Source organism: Streptomyces chrestomyceticus JCM 4735 (genome assembly GCF_003865135.1).
Lineage (GTDB): Bacteria > Actinomycetota > Actinomycetes > Streptomycetales > Streptomycetaceae > Streptomyces > Streptomyces chrestomyceticus.
Genome location: NZ_BHZC01000001.1, coordinates 7607824 through 7626636, shown reverse-complemented (window position 1 = coordinate 7626636; position 18813 = coordinate 7607824). Strand labels below are relative to the sequence as shown.

Sequence of the window (18813 nt, the reverse complement as noted above, 5' to 3'; positions counted from 1 at the left end):
GTCCCGCTCCGGCCGCGCGCCTGCCCCCTTTACAAAATGACAAACACATTAGTGACTCAGTTCACACGCCCGCCCGACCCGTCCCCGCGGCACCGCCCGGCCGCACCACCGGAGGTACGGCATCATCGGGGTGTGACTCGACGCCTGATGCTTCTCGACACCGCCTCCCTCTACTTCCGCGCCTATTTCGGCGTGCCGGAGTCGGTCCGGGCGCCGGACGGCACGCCGGTGAACGCGGTGCGCGGCCTGCTGGACTTCATCGCCCGCCTCGTCCAGGACCACCAGCCCGACGACCTGGTGGCCTGCATGGACTTCGACTGGCGTCCGCAGTGGCGGGTCGACCTCATCCCCTCGTACAAGGCGCACCGCGTCGCCGAGGAGGCACCGTCCGGCTCCCCCGAGCCCGACGCCGAGGAGATTCCGGACACCCTCTCCCCGCAGGTCCCGGTGATCGAGGAAGTGCTCGACGCGCTGGGCATCGCCCGGGTCGGCGCCGCCGGGTACGAGGCGGACGACATCATCGGCACCCTCACCGCCCGCGCCACCGGGCCGGTCGACATCGTCACCGGCGACCGCGACCTGTTCCAGTTGGCCGACGACGCGCGCGGCGTCCGCATCCTGTATCCACTCAAGGGCGTCGGCACCCTCCAGATGACCGACGAGGCCCTGCTGCGCGAGAAGTACGGCGTGGACGGCAGCGGTTACGCCGACCTGGCGCTGCTGCGCGGCGACCCCAGCGACGGCCTGCCGGGCGTGCCGGGCATCGGCGAGAAGACCGCCGCCAAGCTGCTGGCCCAGTACGGCGACCTGGCCGGGATCATGGCCGCGGCCGACGACCCGGCGTCCAAGCTCACCCCCTCGCAGCGCAAGCGGCTGACCGAGGCCCGGCCGTACGTCGAGGTCGCGCCGAAGGTCGTACGGGTGGCCGCCGACGTGCCGGTGCCGGACTTCGACGCCGCGCTGCCGGGCGAGCCGGCCGACCCGGAGCGACTGGAAGCGCTCGCCGGGCAGTGGGGGCTGGGCGGCTCTTTGCAGCGGCTTCTGGCGACGCTCCACCCCTGAACTGTTAGGTTAGGTAAACCTAATAAGACCGTGGCAGGGGAGATCGTCGTGGCAGCAGAGCGTCCGGCCCGTAAAAAGCCCAAGCTCATTCACGCAGAGGTGCTGCGCACCGAGCAGCTCACGCCGCACATGGTGCGGGTGGTGCTGGGCGGTGACGGCCTGGCGGAGTTCTCGGCGGGCGAGTACACCGACCATTACGTCAAGCTGGTCTTCCCGGTTCCCGGCGTGGACTACCCGCAGCCGCTGGACATCGCCGAGATCCGCGCCGCCTTCCCCCGCGACCAGTGGCCCAGGACCCGTACCTACACCGTGCGCACCTGGGACCCGGACACGCGGGAACTGGCGGTCGACTTCGTGGTGCACGGCGACACCGGCCTCGCGGGGCCGTGGGCGGCACAGGCCCGTCCGGGCGACGAGGCGCTGCTCCTCGGCCCCGGCGGCGCGTACGCCCCGGACGCCGACGCCGACTGGCACCTGCTCGCCGGCGACGAGAGCGCCCTGCCGGCCATCGCCGCCTCCCTGGCCCGGGCACCCGAGGACGTACCCGTCCACGCCTTCATCGAGGTCGCCGGCCCCGAGGAGGAGCAGAAGCTGGAGGCGCCGGCCGGCGCCGAGATCACCTGGCTGCACCGCGGCACCGCCCCGGTCGGCGAGCGGCTGGTCGAGGCCGTCCGCGCGCTGGACTTCCCCGCGGGCCGGGTGCACGCTTTCGTCCACGGCGAGGCGGGCTTCGTGAAGGAACTGCGCAGGTTGCTGCGCGTCGAGCGGGAAGTGCCCCGCGAGGACCTGTCGATCTCCGGCTACTGGCGCAAGGGCCACGACGAGGACGGCTGGCAGGCGTCCAAGCAGCAGTGGAACCAGCAGGTCGAAGCCGAGCAGGAGACCACGCTGCCGACCGCTTCCTGACGCGCTTCCGGGGGCCGGTGGCGGAATCCGGGCAGCGGGTGGCCGGTGCCGTGGTCGGCTCGGCCGCCGGGGACGCATGTGCTGAGGCGGCGGCCGGTACCCGGGTGAAGCCACGGGCGATACGCAGGTGGCGGTGCTGACCGCCGCAACGCTGCTGGAACGCGGCAGGCTCGACCTCCCCGGCGTCTTCCGCAGGTTCCGTCGCTGGGCGGCGGCCGAGCCGAAGGACATCGGCCTTCGGACCGAGGACGTGCTCGGCAACGGCGAGCCGTGGGGCCGGGCCGCCGCCGGCACTTCCAGGTCAACCGGCGCGCCGCGGGCAACGGTTCACTGATGCGCGCCACGCCCGCCGCCGTGTACTTCGCCGTGGCGGGCCGGGCGGTGTCCATGGACGCCACCCGGCGGCTGTCGGCGCTAACGCACGGGACCCGGCGGCCGGCTGGTGAGTGGTGCTGTTCCACGTGTTGCTGCACGTCGCCTTGCAGGGCGATGACCCGCTCGACGCCCGGCCGGACGCGCTCTCCCACCGGCTCGTACGAGGCGCGCTGCGGGCCGCCATCGACCTGGGCGGCGACACCGACACCGTCGCCGCGGTCATCAGCGGCCTCGCCGGAGCGGTCTACGGGGCCGACGCGATCCCTGAGCGCTGGGTCCAGACGCTGCACATGCCGCTGCCCGGGTTCGGAGACCGGGTACTACGGGTACACGAACTGCGGGCACTGGCCGAAGAGTTGCTGTGCACCGCGGTCGGCCCGTGCTGGCCGTGGCCGGACCGTACACGCCATGGCCGGGCGGCGCGCCTCCTTGTGGAACAGCGGCCTCCGCCCCGTACCACCTGGCGTTCCATGAGCAGAATGGCCCCAGGGGACAGTGCGCATCCGCCGGATCCCCATGAACCCGGCACCGCCACCCCGCGTCCTCGCTGCACCCGCGAAGGCAAGCACGGCGTGTCGGCCGGGGCCCCTACGATGCGCCCGACACGCCGGTCCGACACACCGCCCACGAGCCGACACGCCCGCCCGGCCCTTCGACAGCGCCGTGGCGCCCTGCCTGAGCGTGTGGCAGCGCCGCGCTCACCCCAGCACCCTTCCGATGACCGCCACCCCTTCCCCGATCTCGGTCGCCGTACTCGCCGCGTAGCCCAGCACCAGCCCCGGCCGTCCGGGGCCCTGCCGGTGCCAGGAGAGCGGCTGCACCTTGACACCCCGGGCGAGCGCCGCCGCTGCCAGGTCTGTGTCGGCGAAGTCCGCGTCGAAGGTGATCGTCAGGTGCAGGCCCGCCGCCGCGCCCCGCACCGCCGCCCCCGGCAGGTGCGTACCGACAGCCCGGATCATCGCGTCCCGACGCGCCCGGTGCCGCTTGCGGAGCTGCCTCAGCCGGCGTTCCAGCTCGCCGGTTTCCATCAGGTCGGCCAGCACGAGCTGCGGCAGCGCGGAGTTGCCGAGGTCGGTGAACCGCTTGGCGTCCACCAGCGCGCCGTGCAGCTCCGGAGGAGCGACGACCCACCCGGTCCGCAGCGCCGGTGCCAGCAGCTTCGAAACGCTTCCGGCGTAGCAGACGTGCTCGGGCAGCATGGCGCGGAGAGCGGGGACCGGCGGCCGGTCGTAGCGGTGTTCGGCGTCGTAGTCGTCCTCGACGATCAGGCCGCCGTCGGCCGCCCAGCGCATCAGCTCACGGCGGCGTGTGCCGCCGAGCACCACCCCGGTCGGGAACTGGTGCGCCGGTGTCACCAGGACGGCGGGGGCGCCGGAGGCCCGCAGCTCCCGGACGCGGACGCCCTCGGCGTCGACCGGTACCGGTGGGGTGCGCATCCCCCAGTACCGGAGGTGCTGGCGGGCCCCGAGCGATCCCGGGTCCTCCACCGCCAGTTCGCGGACGCCCCGGCGGCACAGCACCTGGGCCAGCAGACCGAGCGTCTGCGCGGTGCCGGAAACGATCAGCACCTCGTCCGGGGCGACCGCGAGGCCGCGGTTGCGGGCCAGCCACTTCGCGACGGCGCGTCGCAGCTCCGGCGTGCCGCGCGGGTCCCCGTAGCCGAAGCCGGGGGCGGCGAGCGTGCCCAGCACCCGCCGTTCCGCGCGCAGCCACGCGGCACGCGGGAACGAGGCCAGGTCGGGCGTGCCGGGGCTGAGGTCGATACGGGCCGGTGCCGCCCGTACCGCGTCGAAGACGCCCGCTCCGGGCTCGGCGGTGAACACCGGTCCGGGCGGCGACCCTTCGGCCGGACGCGCGGGCGCCGGCGCCGGCGTCGTGGCCTCTGCCGCGACGGGAGCGGCGACGATGACCGTACCGCCGCGGCCCCGGCCGACCGCGTGCCCGTCCTCGATCAGCCGCTGGTACGCCTCGGTGACCACGCCCCGGGAGACCCGCAGTTCCTCGGCGAGTGTCCGGGTGGCGGGCAGCCGGTCACCCACCGCGAGGCGGCCGTCCGAGACGGCCTGCCGCAGGCGCTGCGCCAGCCAGTCGGACAGGCCGCCCGCGGGCGCGTCGGCGACGTTGAGCTGGAGGAAGTCGGACCCGGAAGTTATGGACCGGTCAACGGGCGCGTGTTTGGACCTGGGCACCGGGCCATTGTCCGCCCAGAGTGGCGGCATGAGAACGGCAGCAACGGAGAAGACGACCGGTGGCACACGCGGGGACAGCCGCGCGCACCGCGCCCCCGCACCCCGCGAATCCCCTTACGTACACGGATATTCGGACCATGAGGCCAGGCGGCTCACCGACCAGGCCGACACCCTGGCGGCGCTCCTGCACGCGGGCACGGCGTACGAAGCGGGCAGCCGGGTCCTGGAGGCCGGGTGCGGGGTCGGCGCCCAGACGGTGCATCTGGCCGCCTCCAGCCCGGGGACGCACATCACCGCGGTCGACATCTCCGCGGACTCGATCGACCAGGCCCGCGCCCGCCTCGCCGCTCGTCCGCACGCGGCGACGGTGCACTGGCAGCAGGCCGACCTGACCGACCTGCCGTACGCCGACGCCTCCTTCGACCACCTCTTCGTCTGCTTCGTCCTGGAGCACCTGCCCGACCCCGCACAGGCGCTGGCCGACCTGCGGCGCGTCCTGCGGCCGGGCGGAAGCGTCACCGTCATCGAGGGGGACCACGGGTCGGTGTTCTTCCACCCGGACAGCGCGCACGCCCGCGCCGTGATCGGCCACCAAGTCCGGTTGCAGGCCACGGCCGAGGGCGACGCGCTGCTCGGCCGGCGGCTGCAACCGCTGCTGACCGCCGCCAGGTACGAAGGGGTGGTGGTCCGCCCGCGTACGGTCTACGCCGACGCGACCCGGCCGGGGCTGGTCGACAGCTTCACCCGTAACACGTTCATCGCGATGATCGCGGCCGTACGGGACGACGCGCTGACCGCCGGGCTGACGACCGAGCCCGAGTGGGAGCGCGGCATCCGCGATCTGCGCCGGACTGCGGAGGACGGGGGAACGTTCCACTACACGTTCTTCAAGGCCACCGCCGTCAAGCCACCCGCCTGACGCGCACCCGGCGAACGGCCGCGCGGGTCCGCCCCGACCAGGGACCGGACCCGCGCGACAGCACACCGGCAACCGGGGCCCGGCCCCACGGCCAGGCTCCGGAAGCCGCCCTACGACCTCCCGGCCTCACGACCTCCCGGCCTCCCGGCCTCACGGCCTCACGGCCCCCGGCCTCACGGCCCCCGGCCTCACCCCACCGACGAGTACGCCACCACGCCCCGCAGCACCGCGTCCACGGCCTTGCGCGCGTTGCGGGCCACCTCCGGCGGCGCGGCGGCGGCGATCTGGCCGAGGATGTCGATCAGTTGCTTGCACCAGCGGACGAAGTCACCGGCCGGCATCTCCGCCTCGCGCAGCACCTCGTCCAGGCCGAAGCCGGAGGCCCAGCGGTACGCGGCCCAGGCGAAGCCGAGGTCCGGCTCGCGCTGGCCGACGCCCTCCGCCTGGTTGATCTTGTGGTCCTCCTCCAAGGCGTCCAGCCGGCCCCAGATCCGCACCATCTCGGCGAGCGCGTCCCGCGCCTTGCCCGACGGCAGCTTCGGCGCCACCGCGTCGTCCGCCTGCCGGGCCTCGTAGACCAGGGCCGAGGCGCAGGCTGCCAGTTCGGCGGGGCCCAGCCCGTTCCAGACGCCGGCGCGCAGGCATTCGCTGGCCAGCAGGTCCAGTTCGCCGTAGAGCCGCGCCAGCCGCCGGCCCTCGTCGGTGACCGTGTCACCTTCCAGGTAGCCAAGTCCGGTCAGCAGAGCGCAGATCCGGTCGAAGGTGCGCGCGATGGTGTTCGTACGGCCCTCGATACGGCGCTCCAACTGCCGCGTGTCGCGCAGCAGCCGGTGGTACCGCTCGGCCCATCGGGCGTGGTCCTCGCGCTCGTCGCAGCCGTGGCAGGGATGCGCCCGCAGCTCCGTACGCAGCCGCGCGATCTCCCGGTCGTCGGCCGCCGCCCGCTGCTTGCGGTGCCGCTCCGGCGCGATGTGCCCGGCCTTCGTCCGCAGCGCGGACGCCAGGTCCCGGCGGGACTGCGGGCTGCGCGCGTTGAAGGACTTCGGGATGCGCATCCGGTCCAGCGCCGCCACCGGCACCGGGAAGTCCATCGACGCCAGCCGCTTGACCTGCCGCTCGGCGGTCAGCACCAGCGGCCGGGGCCCGTCGTGCGCGTCGTAGCCCCGGTGTCCGTTCGTCCGCCCCGACGGCATCCCCGGGTCCAGCACCAACGCCAGCCCCGCGTACTTGCCCGTCGGTACGTGGATCACGTCACCCGGCCGGAGCTTCTCCAGCGCCGCGGCGGCCGCGGCCCGGCGCTGCGCGGCGCCCTGCTTGGCCAGCTCCGTCTCCCGGTCCTTCAGCTCCCGGCGCAGCCGCGAGTACTCCTCGAAGTCACCGAGGTGGCAGGTCATGGACTCCTTGTAGCCGGCCAGGCCCTCCTCGTTCTTCTGCACCTGCCGCGAGATGCCGACGACCGACTTGTCCGCCTGGAACTGCGCGAACGACATCTCCAGCAGTTCCCGCGAACGGTGCCGCCCGAACTGCGAGACCAGGTTGACCGCCATGTTGTACGACGGCTTGAAGGACGAGCGCAGCGGATACGTACGCGTACCGGCCAGGCCCGCCAGGGCGCCCGGGTCCATGCCGCGCTGCCACAGCACCACCGCGTGGCCCTCGACGTCGATACCGCGGCGCCCGGCACGGCCGGTGAGCTGGGTGTACTCGCCGGGGGTGATGTCGGCGTGCTGCTCGCCGTTCCACTTGACCAGCTTCTCCAGGACGACCGAACGGGCGGGCATGTTGATGCCCAGCGCCAGCGTCTCCGTCGCGAAGACGGCCTTGACCAGTCCCTTCAGGAACAGCTCCTCGACGACCTCCTTGAAGGTCGGCAGCATGCCGGCGTGGTGCGCGGCGATGCCCCGCTCCAGGCCCTCCAGCCACTCGTAGTAGCCGAGAACATGCAGGTCCTCGTCGGGAATCCCGGCCGTACGCTCCTCCACGACGGCGCGGACCCTGGCCCGCCCCTCCTGGTCGTTGAGCCGCAGCCCGGAATACAGGCACTGCTGGACGGCGGACTCGCACCCCGCCCGGCTGAAGATGAACGTGATCGCCGGCAGCAGGCCCTCGTTGTCCAGCCGGTCGATCACCTCGGCGCGGCCCGGCGTCCAGACGCGGCTGCGCTGGCGCCGCTCGCGCTCGCGGTCCGCCTCCCGCAGATTGCGGCCGCGGCGCTTGTCCCGCCCGAACGTCGGACGGCTGTTCTCCAGCCGCGCCAGCCGCTCCAGGTCCGGGTTGACCTCCCGGCGCCCGGCACCGGAACGGCCCTCGCGCTCCTCGAAGAGGTCGTACATCCGGCGTCCGGCGAGCACGTGCTGCCACAGCGGCACCGGACGGTGCTCGGAGACGATCACTTCCGTGTCACCGCGGACCGTGTCCAGCCAGGCGCCGAACTCCTCCGCGTTGGAGACCGTCGCGGACAGCGAGACCAGCGTGACGGACTCCGGCAGGTGGATGATCACCTCTTCCCACACGGCGCCCCGGAAGCGGTCGGAGAGGTAGTGCACCTCGTCCATCACCACGTAACCGAGGCCGTTGAGCGACTGGGAGCCCGCGTACAGCATGTTCCGCAGCACCTCGGTGGTCATCACGACCACCGGTGCCTCGGAGTTGACGCTGTTGTCGCCCGTCAGCAGCCCGACCCGGTCCGCGCCGTAGCGCCGCACCAGATCCTGGTACTTCTGGTTCGACAGCGCCTTGATCGGCGTGGTGTAGAAGCATTTACGGCCCTGCTCCAGGGCCAGGTGGACGGCGAACTCGCCCACGATCGTCTTGCCGGATCCGGTCGGGGCCGCGACCAGCACGCCCTTACCGGCCTCCAGGGCCTGGCACGCCTCGATCTGGAACGGGTCCAGCGCGAAGTCGTACATCTCACGGAAAGGGGCGAGTGCGGTGGCCTGCTCCGCCGCCCGCCGTTTGGCGGCGGCGTAGCGCTCAGCAGGGGACATGTCCTCGGTCATCGTGCTTACGAGCCTACCGGCCACCCCTGACAACGAGCCGATCATTATGGACGCCCTTTACCGGCCCTCCCCCGGACACACCGCTCCCCCACGCTCACCTGCCGGGGCTGCCGGAGCCGCTGGGGACGTCACTGCGACCGTCGGCGGGCAGCAGCGAGCACCGGAGGGGCGAGGCGGCGCCAGGTGGGCAGCCCGGCGGGACCGGCGCGGGGCAGGGCTCGCGGGACGAGGCGGCGCGGGACGGGGCCGCCCAGCGCGGTTCCGGCTCGCCGCCCCTGGGTATTCCCCCGCTGGGGGCACGGCCTCGTTCGATTCGCCCCGTAGGAGCGGCGCCGCCGTTGTACCCGGCGGGTCGCGCCGGTGAGCCACGGACCGACGCGATGCATCCGCTGCTTCCGCAGGACGGGCCAAGCGCGTTTCCGTACAGCGCTGGGGGAAGACCGGGCTCCTGACCGGCCAAGGGCGGGCCGACCGCACACACGCCGAAGGGCGGCGTGCGCTCCGCGCTCCGCCGCCCCTGGTCGTGGACCTCAGGTCGCGCCCCTGCTCCCGTTACGAGATGTCGGCTTCACCGCGGGGCGCGCCGCGCCCTCACGTCGCGTCGTCGTAGCCGTTGCGGCGCGGTGCCGGGCCGCCGGTGGCCTGTTCCGGGAGCATCCGGTGTCCGGTGGCCGGGTCGAGTTCGTCGATGCTCTCGGGGGTCAGGTCGAGCTGGGAGGCTTCGTCGTCGCTCAGTTCGCGGTCGGGGTCGGCACGTCCGCGACGGCGGTCGTTGAACAGGCAGACGGCCACGGCGGCGAAGTACAGGACCACGATCGGGGCGGCGACGAGCCCCATGGTCAGCGGGTCACCGGTGGGCGTGGCGATCGCGGCGAAGATCGTGATGCCGAGCACCATGAAGCGCCACCAGCTCAGCACCCGCCGTCCGGTGATCACGCCGCCGAAGTTCAGCAGGACCAGCAGCAGCGGCAGCTCGAAGCCCAGGCCGAAGACGACGACCATGCGCGTGACGATGTCCAGGAACTCGTCCGCCGGAAAGAGGTTGGACCAGTTGTCGGGCGTCAGGCCGACCAGGGCGGCCGCCGTGGTCGGCAGGACCGCGTACGCGAGGTAGGCGCCACCGAGGAACAGCGGGACACCCGCCGCCACGAAGCTGAGGGCATACTTCTTCTCGGTGTTGTGCAGTCCGGGAGCGAGGAACGCCCAGAGCTGGTAGAGCCACACCGGACTGGCGACCACGACGCCTGTGGTGAGTGACACCTTGAGCAGGATCGTGAAGGGCGCCAGCATGCCCTGCGCCGTGACCTCCGCGCAGGGGTGACCCGGCGTCGGGGTGCCCGCGGGCGTACCGCGCGGACAGCCGACGGAGTCGATGACCGGGCCTGTGATGAACTGGGCGATGTCCTTGTAATAGAACATGGCCACGACGGTGACCACGCCGATCGCCAGGACCGACTTCAACAGCCGGTTGCGCAGCTCACGCAGATGCTCCGCGAGCGGCATCCGCCCCTCGGGATCCCTCTGCTGTTTGCGGGCAGACTTGAGCAACCCACGTCCTCGTCTCGTGCATCGGCCGCCGTCGGCCGACCTGACCGGCCGGGCTGGGCGGCTCCGGTCAGCTGTGGGTGGTGCGGTTCGGCTCGGCGACGGGACGCGAGCTGTTCACGTCGCCCGGGGCCGCCTGGATCGTCCGCGGCGCGGCCTGGGAGTCGGCGGAGGAGGCGTCCTTGCCGGCGGCCTCGCCTTCGCCGCCTTCCTTCTTCATGGCCTTGGCCTCGCTCTTGAGAATGCGGGCCGACTTGCCGAGCGAACGTGCCATGTCCGGGAGCTTCTTCGCGCCGAACAGCAGCACAATGACGACGAGGATCAGAATGATCTCGGGGGCCCTGAGGTTGCTGAGCATGTGCGACTACCTTCTCGCCGGGTCGGCGTCTACTTCGGTGCCTGCCGTGGGGGTCGGACGGGCGTGCTAGTGCTGACAGCGATCGTAACGTTCGGCGGTGAACGGGCGGCAATGGACGTGCGTACCGTGGGTTTCCGCCCCCGCCTCGCGGTCTGAACTGCGAACAGCAGCGTACCGCCCGCACACGCGTAGCAGCAGGGTGCGGTATCAGTCCCGAAGGGATTGGTGGGCCCGCGAGGCGAGCGGTACAGCCGCCCGCTCCAGGTCCTGCGCGGCCCGCTGGATGCGCTCCGAGGTCTGTCCGACCTGGCGGGCCAGCCGCCGTACCTCCACGAAGACGCGGACGGCGAGAATCCCCAGGACGGCGATGCCGAGAAATCCGAGGGCGATGGCGATCATGGGCCAGAGCATGGGGCGAAGCCTATCGAGGGGTGCGAACGTGACGGGTTTCACGGAAAGTGGGACATACTATTGGCCTTCGGAGCCGGACCCGGCGCGGGCGTTCACCACGTTCACCCACAGTGCAACCGCAAGGTCCGCACCCCGCCCCCCGTCAGCAGCTCGATGATCCGCTCCCCCGCCGGTTTGCGGACCGCGCTGCCGCAGTCCGGGCAGGTGAAGGAGTAGAAGGTGGTGCGGCTGCTGGCGCCGATGGCCAGGCGCAGGGCGTCCGACGCCAGCTCGAAGCAGCTTCGGCAGTCGGGGCAGGCCGCTTTGAAGAGCACCGGGCCGGTCAGGGTCGTGGTCATCGCGCCCGCCATGGTCGTCGTCATCGTGCCGCCGCCCTCCGCGTCCTATTCGCCGTACGCCGCGAGCGCCTGCCGGGACGCCTGGCGCGCGCTGTCCGCCAGGGCCTGCGGCGACACGATCCGACCGTCCCGGCCCAGGCGCAGCGCGAGCCGCCGCAGCGAGGCGGGGTCGGGGGTGCGCAGGGTGATGCGCAGGCCGCCGTCCGGCAGTTCCTCGGCGCTGTCGTGCGGGTAGTACTCGGCCACCCAGCGTCCGCCGGGCGCCACCTCGATGACGACCTCGGGGTCCTCGGCCGCGGGCTGCACCAGTCCTTCGGAGAGGTCGCGCAGTTCGACGGGCGGCGGGTCGGCGGGGGCGTCCAGCAGTTTGATCTCGGCGACCCGGTCGAGCCGGAAGGTGCGGCGGGCCTCCGAGAGGCGGCACCACGCCTCGACGTAGGTGTGGCCGACCGCAAACAGGCGGATCGGGTCGACCTCGCGCTCGGTCAGCTCGTCGCGCGCGGGTGAGTAGTAGCGCAGCCACAGCCGGCGGCGCTCGGCGATGGCCCGGTCGACGTCGGCGAAGACGCCGCCCTCCGACTCGAAGGTGACCGAGACGCGGGAGCTGGCGCCGGCCGCCTCGCCCGCCGCGGCCTCCAGCTTGGCGGTGGCGCGCAGCAGCGCCTGCCGGTCGCCCTCGCGCAGGCCGGGCAGGGTGGCCACGGCGCGGGCCGCGACCAGCAGGGCGGTCGCCTCGTCGGCGGCCAGCCGCAGCGGCTCGGCGACGTCGTCGGGGTTGTGCCACCAGATGCGGTCGCCGTCGGTGTCGATGTCGAGCAGGTCGCCGCCGCGGAAGCTCGTACCGCACATCGGCAGGACGTCGAGGTCGCCGATCAGCTCGTCCTCGGAGATGCCGAAGGCGCGGGCGACGTCGGAGACGCGGGCGCCGGGGCGCTCGCGGAGGTAGGTGACCAGCGACAGCATCCGCCGGGTCTGGTCGATGGCGTTGGTAGCCATGGAGTGTGCGTCCCGTCCCTCTCAGCCCTTGGCCACGGCGCGCAGCCGGTCCACGACGTCGGCCCGCAGCTCGGCGGGGTCCAGCACCACCACGTCGGGGCCGAACTCGACCAGCCAGGCGTCGAGCCCGTGCCCGTACGGGATCTCCAGTTCGTCCCAGCCGTCGCCCAGCTCACGGATGCTCAGCGCGCGGGCGCGCAGCGGGTAGCCGTGGTCGGTGCGCAGTCTGATCCGGGCGGTGCCGGTGGCGGTCTCGCCCGCCCAGCTCTCCACCGTCTCGCGGACGGTGACGTGGTCGGGCACCTCGGCGGTGAACTTCCCCTGCCGGGAGCGCACCTTGCCGGTGATGCGGGAGAGCCGGAAGACCCGTTCGGCCTGCCGTTCGCGGTCCCAGCCGGCGAGGTACCAGTGGCCGCGCCAGCACTCCAGTATCCAGGGTTCCACCTGGCGCTGCTCGGGGCGGGCGGCGTTGGACTTGCGGTAGTCGAAGACGACGGGCCGGCGGTCGCGGCAGGCGAGCATCAGCGGCTCGAAGGCGGCCTCGTGGGCGGGGATGCGGGGTTCGAGGGCACTGTGGGGCTGCTGTGCCTCGAAGCTGTCGTCGTCCTGGAAGGGGACGCCGGCCGCGCGCAGCTTCTGGAGCGCGCCGCTGGCGGCGCCGGCCAGCCGGGCCTGCTGCCAGATCTTGGCGGCGAGCCCGAGGGCGGCGGCCTCGGCCGCGTCCAGGGTGATCGGGGGCAGGCGGTTGCTGTCCCGGCGTGCGAGGTAGCCGGTCTCGCCGTCCAGCCCTTCGACGGTCTCGATGACCAGGCCGAGTTCGCGCAGGTCGTCCTTGTCGCGCTCGAACATCCGGTTGAAGGAGTCGTCGCTGCCCGTACCGGCGTCCCCGGAGCCGAACGTCTCCACGTACGCCTCGATCGAGGACCGCAGTTCACGTTTGGTCAGCGGGCGACGGGTACCCAGAAGGCACAGCGCCAGATTCATCAGCCGCTCGGCCTTGGCAATGGCCATCGACGCCCTTTCTTGTCGGACTCCCGACCGATGACCGTACCGCTCCGGGGACCTGCGGCAAAGCCGAGGGTCCGGACCGTGACGGGCGGCGGGGCCGGCGGGCGCCGGGCGGGGAAGGACGAGGGCCCGTGCCGGGTGGCACGGGCCCTCGGTGCGGGCCGGCCGCCGCTGTGCCGCGGCCGGCCGCCGTCGTCCCCGGACGGACCTGCTGCCGTCGTCCTCAGACGGACACCAGGTCGCAGACGAAGATCAGCGTCTCGCCCGGGGCGATCCGGCCGCCGCCGGCGCCGCGGTCGCCGTAGGCCAGGTGCGGCGGGATGGTCAGCCGGCGGCGGCCGCCGACCTTCATGCCCTGGACGCCCTGGTCCCAGCCGGAGATGACCTGGCCGGCGCCGAGCTGGAACTCCAGCGGCTTGCCGCGGTTCCAGCTCGCGTCGAACTCCTCGCCGGAGCTGTAGGCGACCCCGACGTAGTGGACCTTGACGAAGTCCCCGGCCTTGGCGACGGCCCCGTCACCCTCCCACAGGTCCACGATCTCCAGGTCGGTGGGGACCGGGCCCTCGGGGAAGTCGATCTCGGGCTTGTCGATGTTCACGAAAGTGCTCCTACGAAAGAATCTGCACAGCTACCTGCACAGTCTGGCAGATCATGCTCAGACGGTGCCGACGATGTCGACGGAGAACACCAGGGTGTTCTTCGCCAGCTCGCTCTGCGGGTTCGCGCCGTAGCCCAGCTTCGGCGGGATCACGATCTCCACCCGGTCACCGACGCTCTTGCCGACCAGGGCCTGGTCCCAGCCCTTGACGACGGCACCGGTGCCGATCTGGAAGGCGGTGGCGCCGCCGTGGTCCCAGGAGGAGTCGAACTTCTTGCCGTCCTCCCACTTCACCCCGGTGTACTGCGCGATCAGCCCGTCACCGGCCTTGACCTTCGGGCCCTTGCCCTTGATCAGCACCTGCTCCTTGAGGTCGGCGGGCGCCTTCTCCCCCTTGGGGATGGTGATCGTCGCGGCCTTCTCGCCCTCCGACTTCACCTCGGGCATGCCCTCCTCCGGCGCCGCCTGCTCGCCCTCGGACTTGCCCTTCTTGTCGGCCTTGCCCGCGCCGACCACGTCCACGACCCACACCAGGCCGTCCTCCGGCTTGATGCCGGACTGCGGGTTCAGGTTGTCGCCGACCAGCGCCTTGGCGGTGCCCTCGACCTCGAAGCGGCTGCCGACCTTCTGGCCCGCGACCGCCTCCATGACCTTCTGCGGAAGCTGCTGCTGGGTCGGCTGGTCGCTGATCTCGCCGACGATCTGGGTGCGCGGCGCCTTCGCGTCCGCGCCGGGCTGCTTGGTCCAGGTGCTGCCGAGGTTCTGGCCGGTCTTCATGGTCTGCGCCGCGAAGTCCAGCCGTACGTAGTCGCCCTTCTTGACCGCCGCGCCCGAGCCCTCGTGCAGCGTCTTGGTGACCGCCTCGTCGGACGCCTTGGCGTCCTTCGGCACGGTGATCTTGGGCTGCTCCCCGGGCTTCCCCTCCACCTTGGCGACCGCGGCGGCCGACGACCCCTTGCCGTCATCGGACCCACAGGCGGCGGTGAACAGCAGGAGGGGAACGGTCAGCGCCGCGGCGGCGGCGCGGCGGGTGTTCTTCGTGAAGTTCATGAAGTCCAACTCGGGGTCGTCGGGTGGGTGGACAATGCCCGCCACTCTACGACCTGACCCTGGGTGCGTTTCCCCGCGCAACACAGCGGAACAGCCGCGCCGCACGGCAGAGCGCCGGGAGCACGGGCGCCCCAGGCACTTCCACGGCCGAGCCGTCACCGTATCCGGTGTATCACCGGATACGGTGACGAACCGGACTCACATCCCCGCGATCAGCTTCTCCACCCGGTCGTCCACGGACCGGAACGGGTCCTTGCACAGCACCGTGCGCTGCGCCTGGTCGTTGAGCTTCAGGTGCACCCAGTCGACGGTGAAGTCGCGGCGCTGCTCCTGCGCCCGGCGGATGAAGTCGCCGCGCAGCCGGGCCCGGGTGGTCTGCGGCGGCACCGACTTGCCCTCGAAGATCTTCAAGTCGTTGCAGATACGGGCCGCCTGGCCCTTCCGCTCCAGGAGGTAGTAGAGGCCCCGGCGGCGGTGGATGTCGTGGTAGGCGAGGTCTATCTGCGCCACCCTCGGATGCGACATGCTGATGTTGTTCTTGGCGCGGTAGCGCTCGATGAGCTGGTACTTCATCACCCAGTCGATCTCGGTGGAGATCCGGTCGAGGTCCTCGTCGCGGACGGCTTCGAGCGTACGGCCCCACAGCTCCAGGACCTGCTCGACGGTGCCCGTGCGGATACCGCGCCGTTCGACGAAGTCCACCGCCTTCTCGTAGTACTCCTGCTGGACCTCCAGGGCGGACGCCTCCCGGCCGCTGGCCAGCCGTACCTTGCGCCGGCCCGTTATGTCGTGGCTGACCTCCCGGATGGCCCGGATCGGGTTCTCCAGGGTCAGGTCGCGCATGACCGTGCCCGCCTCGATCATGCGCAGGACGAGGTCGGTGGCACCGACCTTCAGCAGCATGGTCGTCTCGGACATGTTGGAGTCGCCGACGATGACGTGCAGCCGGCGGTAGCGCTCCGCGTCGGCGTGCGGTTCGTCGCGGGTGTTGATGATCGGACGGGAGCGGGTCGTCGCGGAGGAGACGCCCTCCCAGATGTGCTCGGCGCGCTGGCTCACGCAGTAGACGGCCCCGCGCGGTGTCTGCAGGACCTTGCCCGCGCCGCAGAGGAGCTGACGGGTCACCAGGAACGGAATGAGAATGTCCGCGAGCCGGGAGAACTCCCCGTGCCGGGCCACGAGATAGTTTTCGTGGCAACCATAGGAGTTTCCGGCGGAATCGGTGTTGTTCTTGAAGAGATAGACGTCGCCCGCGATTCCTTCCTCGTGCAGGCGGCGCTCGGCGTCGACCAGCAGACCTTCGAGAATGCGCTCGCCGGCCTTGTCGTGGGTGACCAGCTCGGTCACGTTGTCGCACTCGGGAGTTGCGTATTCCGGGTGCGATCCCACGTCCAGGTACAGGCGGGCGCCGTTCCGCAGGAAGACATTGCTGCTGCGGCCCCATGACACGACACGGCGGAAGAGGTACCGAGCCACCTCGTCAGGAGACAGTCGGCGCTGTCCCCTGAACGTGCATGTGACGCCGTACTCGTTCTCCAGCCCGAAAATGCGGCGGTCCATGACTGAACATTACGCCTGATGGCCTGCTCTGAAACCGGGTTGGGCGGCCTCGTTCCGATCATTTTCCGCCGTGGCCTGCACAGCATCGCTCACGAGCCCACGTCCACCGGGGGAAAGAAAGCGCTTTGTCGACAGGAGTACGAGCAGTGCGGCGACGCCGCCCGCCCCCGCCACGCCGAATCCGGCGGCCGGGCCGCCCCGCTCCACCGCGGGCCCGACCACCGTCATCCCCAGCGCGGACCCGACCCCGAACGTCGTCACCAGCCAGGAGAACGCCTCGGTGACCGTCCCCCTGGGCGCGTGCCCGTCCACGACGACGAACGCGCACGCCAGCGCCGGCGCCAGGAACACCCCCGCCACCCCCGTCAGCAGCGTCATCCCCACCACGCCCGGCGTCAGCGCCAGCGGCAGGTACCCCAGCGCCAGCAGCGCCACCAGCAGCCGCAGCCGGTTCTCCGGGTGCCCCGGCCACTGCCGCGCGCCGTACACCACCCCGCCCAGGAGGGCGCCGACGCCGAGCGCGGACAGCAGGTAGCTGGAGACCATGCCGCCGCCGTGCTGGTCGGCGTACGCGACCGCCGCCACCGCGATGGAGCCGAGCGCCAGCCCCACGAAGAAGAACGAGGCGATCAGCACCAGCATCCCGGAGGACCGCAGGGCCCCGAGCCAGTGCGCCTCACGCGGCGCGCTGCGCCACTGCCGCGAGGGCGGCGAGGCGACCACGGAGAGCGCGCCGAGCACCCCGATCACGTTGATCACCAGCAGCGCCCACCGCTCCGACCAGAGCGCCACACACGTCGTCACCAGCAACGGACCCACCGCGAAGAGCACTTCCTGCGCCACCGCGTCCAGCGCGTACGCGGCATGGACCCGGTCCGCGCGCTTGAGCACCCCCGGCCACAGCGCCCGCAGCCCGCCCTCCAGCGGCGGCGTGAAGAACCCGGCGATCACCATGGCCGCGTACGCCACGGGCAGCGGGTCGAGGCCGACGACCGCCAGCAGCGCTATGCCCAGGGCGGAGACCGCGGCGGAGGGCAGCATCACGCGCGGCTGCCCGTACACGTCCACCGCGCGCCCCAGGAGCGGCTGCCCGATCGCGTTGCACACCCCGTACACGGCGGAGAGCACGCCCGCGAGGACGTAGCTGCCGCCCTCGGCCCGGGTGAAGAGCACCACCGCGAGCGGTCCGGTCGCGTTCGGCAGCCGGCCGATCAGCGTTCCGGCCAGCAGCCGGGCCGCGTGGCGCGTCCTCAGCAATTCCGCGTATCCAGCGGCCATGCCCGCCTCTTCTCCCCCGGCCCGGCCAGGAAGTGTTACGTATAACGTGCGGCGTCATACGTACCATGGGCACAACCCGCGGGTCCATACCGCGACGTACGACGCGAGGAGCCCGGCCCCGGTGACCGCCCACGAGACCACCCACGAGCACCCGGCGGCGGCGCGGCCCGGCACCACCGCCGCACCCCGTGTCACCAGCCGCGACGTCGCCCGCGCCGCCGGTGTCTCGCAGGCCGCCGTCTCCCTCGTGCTGGGCGGCAAGTGGCGCGGCCGTGTCTCACCCCACAAAGCCGACGCGGTACGCGCCGCCGCGCGCGACCTCGGCTACCGCCCCAACCTCGCCGCACGCAACCTGCGGATGGGCCGCACCCGCACCGCCCTGCTCGTCGTCCCCGCCTTGACCAGCGAATACTTCGCCCGCGTCTACACCGGCGCGGCCCGCGCCGCCGCCGACCACGGCTTCGGCGTCGTCCTGTACCCCTCCCCCGAGGGGATCGGCCCGGCCCGCGACCCCTTCGCCTCGGCGCGCGCGGCGCTCGACGGCGTCATCGCCTCCTCCATGGCCACCGACGCCCTGACCGCCATGCGCGGCGAGGAGCTGCCGCTGGTCATGCTGGACAGCGACCCGGACGACGCCCAGGCCACCGCGACCGTCAACCCCGACATCGCCGACGGCGTCCGGCGGCTCACCGCGCATCTGCTCGCCCTCGGCCACCGCCGCATCACCCACCTCTCCGCCGCCATCGACTCCTGGACCTTCCACGTACGGTCCGCAGCCTTCGCGGAGGCGCTGCGCGGCGTCCCGGACGCGGACGTACGCAGCGAGCCCGCCGCGCTCAGCGTGGAAGCCGGTCTGCACGCGGCCCACGCGGCCCTGACCCGGCCGGGCCCCCGCCCCACCGCCCTGCTGTGCGACGACGACCTGCTGGCGGCCGGCGCCTGCAAGGCGGCCCGCCGGCTGGGCCTGCGGGTGCCGGAGGACGTCTCCGTCACCGGCATCGACGACCTGGCGCTGGCCAGGGCCGTGGAGCCGGAACTGACGACCGTGGGGCTGCCCGCCGAGGAGGTCGGGGCCGCCGGGATGCGCGCCCTGATGACCGCCCTGGACGGCGGCACGCCGGAGCCCGTGACGCTGCCCGTCGAGCTGCTGGTGCGCGGCTCGACGGCGCCGCCGCCGTAGGGGACGCGAGCGGGGCGGCCGCGGCGGCCCCGGAACGCGGC

16 protein-coding genes and 1 pseudogene are annotated in these 18813 nt (G+C 72.3%); 5 read left to right on the top strand and 12 right to left on the bottom strand.

The features are described 5' to 3' along the window. The first annotated feature begins 147 nt into the window (after window positions 1-147). From EJG53_RS33395 to EJG53_RS42930, 3 genes and pseudogenes are all read left to right on the top strand, one after another. On the top strand, window positions 148-1062 hold the full coding sequence (locus tag EJG53_RS33395; RefSeq protein WP_125049770.1) for a 5'-3' exonuclease: 915 nt from the start codon (window positions 148-150) through the stop codon (window positions 1060-1062). Between the two features lie 48 nt (window positions 1063-1110). Next, window positions 1111-1968, top strand: coding sequence for a siderophore-interacting protein (locus EJG53_RS33390; RefSeq protein ID WP_125048042.1), 858 nt, complete (start codon window positions 1111-1113; stop codon window positions 1966-1968). Window positions 1969-2006: 38 nt separating this feature from the next. Then, window positions 2007-2702, top strand: a pseudogene (locus tag EJG53_RS42930) (ADP-ribosylglycohydrolase family protein); the annotation flags it as partial. Window positions 2703-3041: 339 nt separating this feature from the next. On the opposite strand, the gene pdxR reads toward EJG53_RS42930, so the two are convergent. Then, on the bottom strand, window positions 3042-4562 hold the full coding sequence (gene pdxR / locus EJG53_RS33375) for a MocR-like pyridoxine biosynthesis transcription factor PdxR (protein WP_125048041.1): 1521 nt from the start codon (window positions 4560-4562) through the stop codon (window positions 3042-3044). Here pdxR and EJG53_RS33370 point away from each other — a divergent pair. Continuing rightward, on the top strand, window positions 4561-5451 hold the full coding sequence (locus EJG53_RS33370; protein WP_125048040.1) for a methyltransferase domain-containing protein: 891 nt from the start codon (window positions 4561-4563) through the stop codon (window positions 5449-5451). The two genes, pdxR and EJG53_RS33370, sit on opposite strands and share 2 nt — an antisense overlap. A 188-nt stretch (window positions 5452-5639) precedes the next feature. On the opposite strand, the gene EJG53_RS33365 is transcribed toward EJG53_RS33370, so the two are convergent. The 11 genes from EJG53_RS33365 to EJG53_RS33315 form a co-directional block, all read right to left on the bottom strand. Then, a complete protein-coding gene (locus tag EJG53_RS33365; RefSeq protein WP_125048039.1) occupies window positions 5640-8450 on the bottom strand; it encodes a DEAD/DEAH box helicase in 2811 nt (936 codons plus the stop codon). Window positions 8451-9041: 591 nt separating this feature from the next. Next, on the bottom strand, window positions 9042-9998 hold the full coding sequence (gene tatC / locus EJG53_RS33360) for a twin-arginine translocase subunit TatC (RefSeq protein WP_125048038.1): 957 nt from the start codon (window positions 9996-9998) through the stop codon (window positions 9042-9044). Window positions 9999-10065: 67 nt separating this feature from the next. Continuing rightward, window positions 10066-10353: a Sec-independent protein translocase subunit TatA gene (tatA, locus tag EJG53_RS33355; RefSeq protein WP_031011124.1), complete on the bottom strand. Its 288-nt coding sequence runs from the start codon at window positions 10351-10353 to the stop codon at window positions 10066-10068. A gap of 207 nt (window positions 10354-10560) precedes the next feature. Next, window positions 10561-10764 carry a hypothetical protein gene (locus EJG53_RS33350; RefSeq protein WP_125048037.1) on the bottom strand — a complete coding sequence of 68 codons (204 nt, stop codon included), beginning with the start codon at window positions 10762-10764 and terminating at the stop codon, window positions 10561-10563. A gap of 101 nt (window positions 10765-10865) precedes the next feature. Continuing rightward, a complete protein-coding gene (locus tag EJG53_RS33345) occupies window positions 10866-11126 on the bottom strand; it encodes a hypothetical protein (protein WP_125048036.1) in 261 nt (86 codons plus the stop codon). A gap of 21 nt (window positions 11127-11147) precedes the next feature. Beyond that, window positions 11148-12098, bottom strand: a complete 951-nt coding sequence (locus tag EJG53_RS33340; RefSeq protein ID WP_031011131.1) for a helix-turn-helix transcriptional regulator — start codon at window positions 12096-12098, stop codon at window positions 11148-11150. A 21-nt stretch (window positions 12099-12119) separates the two neighbouring features. After that, entirely contained in the window at window positions 12120-13109 is a 990-nt protein-coding gene (locus EJG53_RS33335; protein ID WP_125048035.1) for a helix-turn-helix transcriptional regulator, read from the bottom strand. A gap of 220 nt (window positions 13110-13329) precedes the next feature. Then, window positions 13330-13704 (bottom strand): FKBP-type peptidyl-prolyl cis-trans isomerase, encoded by a 375-nt coding sequence (locus tag EJG53_RS33330; protein ID WP_125048034.1) that lies wholly within the window; start codon window positions 13702-13704, stop codon window positions 13330-13332. A 57-nt stretch (window positions 13705-13761) separates the two neighbouring features. Next, window positions 13762-14754 (bottom strand): FKBP-type peptidyl-prolyl cis-trans isomerase, encoded by a 993-nt coding sequence (locus EJG53_RS33325; RefSeq protein WP_125049769.1) that lies wholly within the window; start codon window positions 14752-14754, stop codon window positions 13762-13764. A gap of 198 nt (window positions 14755-14952) precedes the next feature. Then, window positions 14953-16314 carry a Pup--protein ligase gene (gene pafA, locus EJG53_RS33320; protein WP_125048033.1) on the bottom strand — a complete coding sequence of 454 codons (1362 nt, stop codon included), beginning with the start codon at window positions 16312-16314 and terminating at the stop codon, window positions 14953-14955. Window positions 16315-16323: 9 nt separating this feature from the next. Continuing rightward, complete coding sequence (locus EJG53_RS33315) at window positions 16324-17592, bottom strand: MFS transporter (protein WP_125048032.1); 1269 nt, start codon at window positions 17590-17592, stop codon at window positions 16324-16326. 46 nt (window positions 17593-17638) lie between these two features. Here EJG53_RS33315 and EJG53_RS33310 point away from each other — a divergent pair, with 46 nt between their 5' ends. Continuing rightward, the gene (locus EJG53_RS33310; protein WP_371858755.1) at window positions 17639-18772 is read left to right on the top strand and encodes a LacI family DNA-binding transcriptional regulator; all 1134 of its coding nucleotides are present in this window, start codon (window positions 17639-17641) and stop codon (window positions 18770-18772) included. Window positions 18773-18813 lie beyond the last annotated feature (41 nt).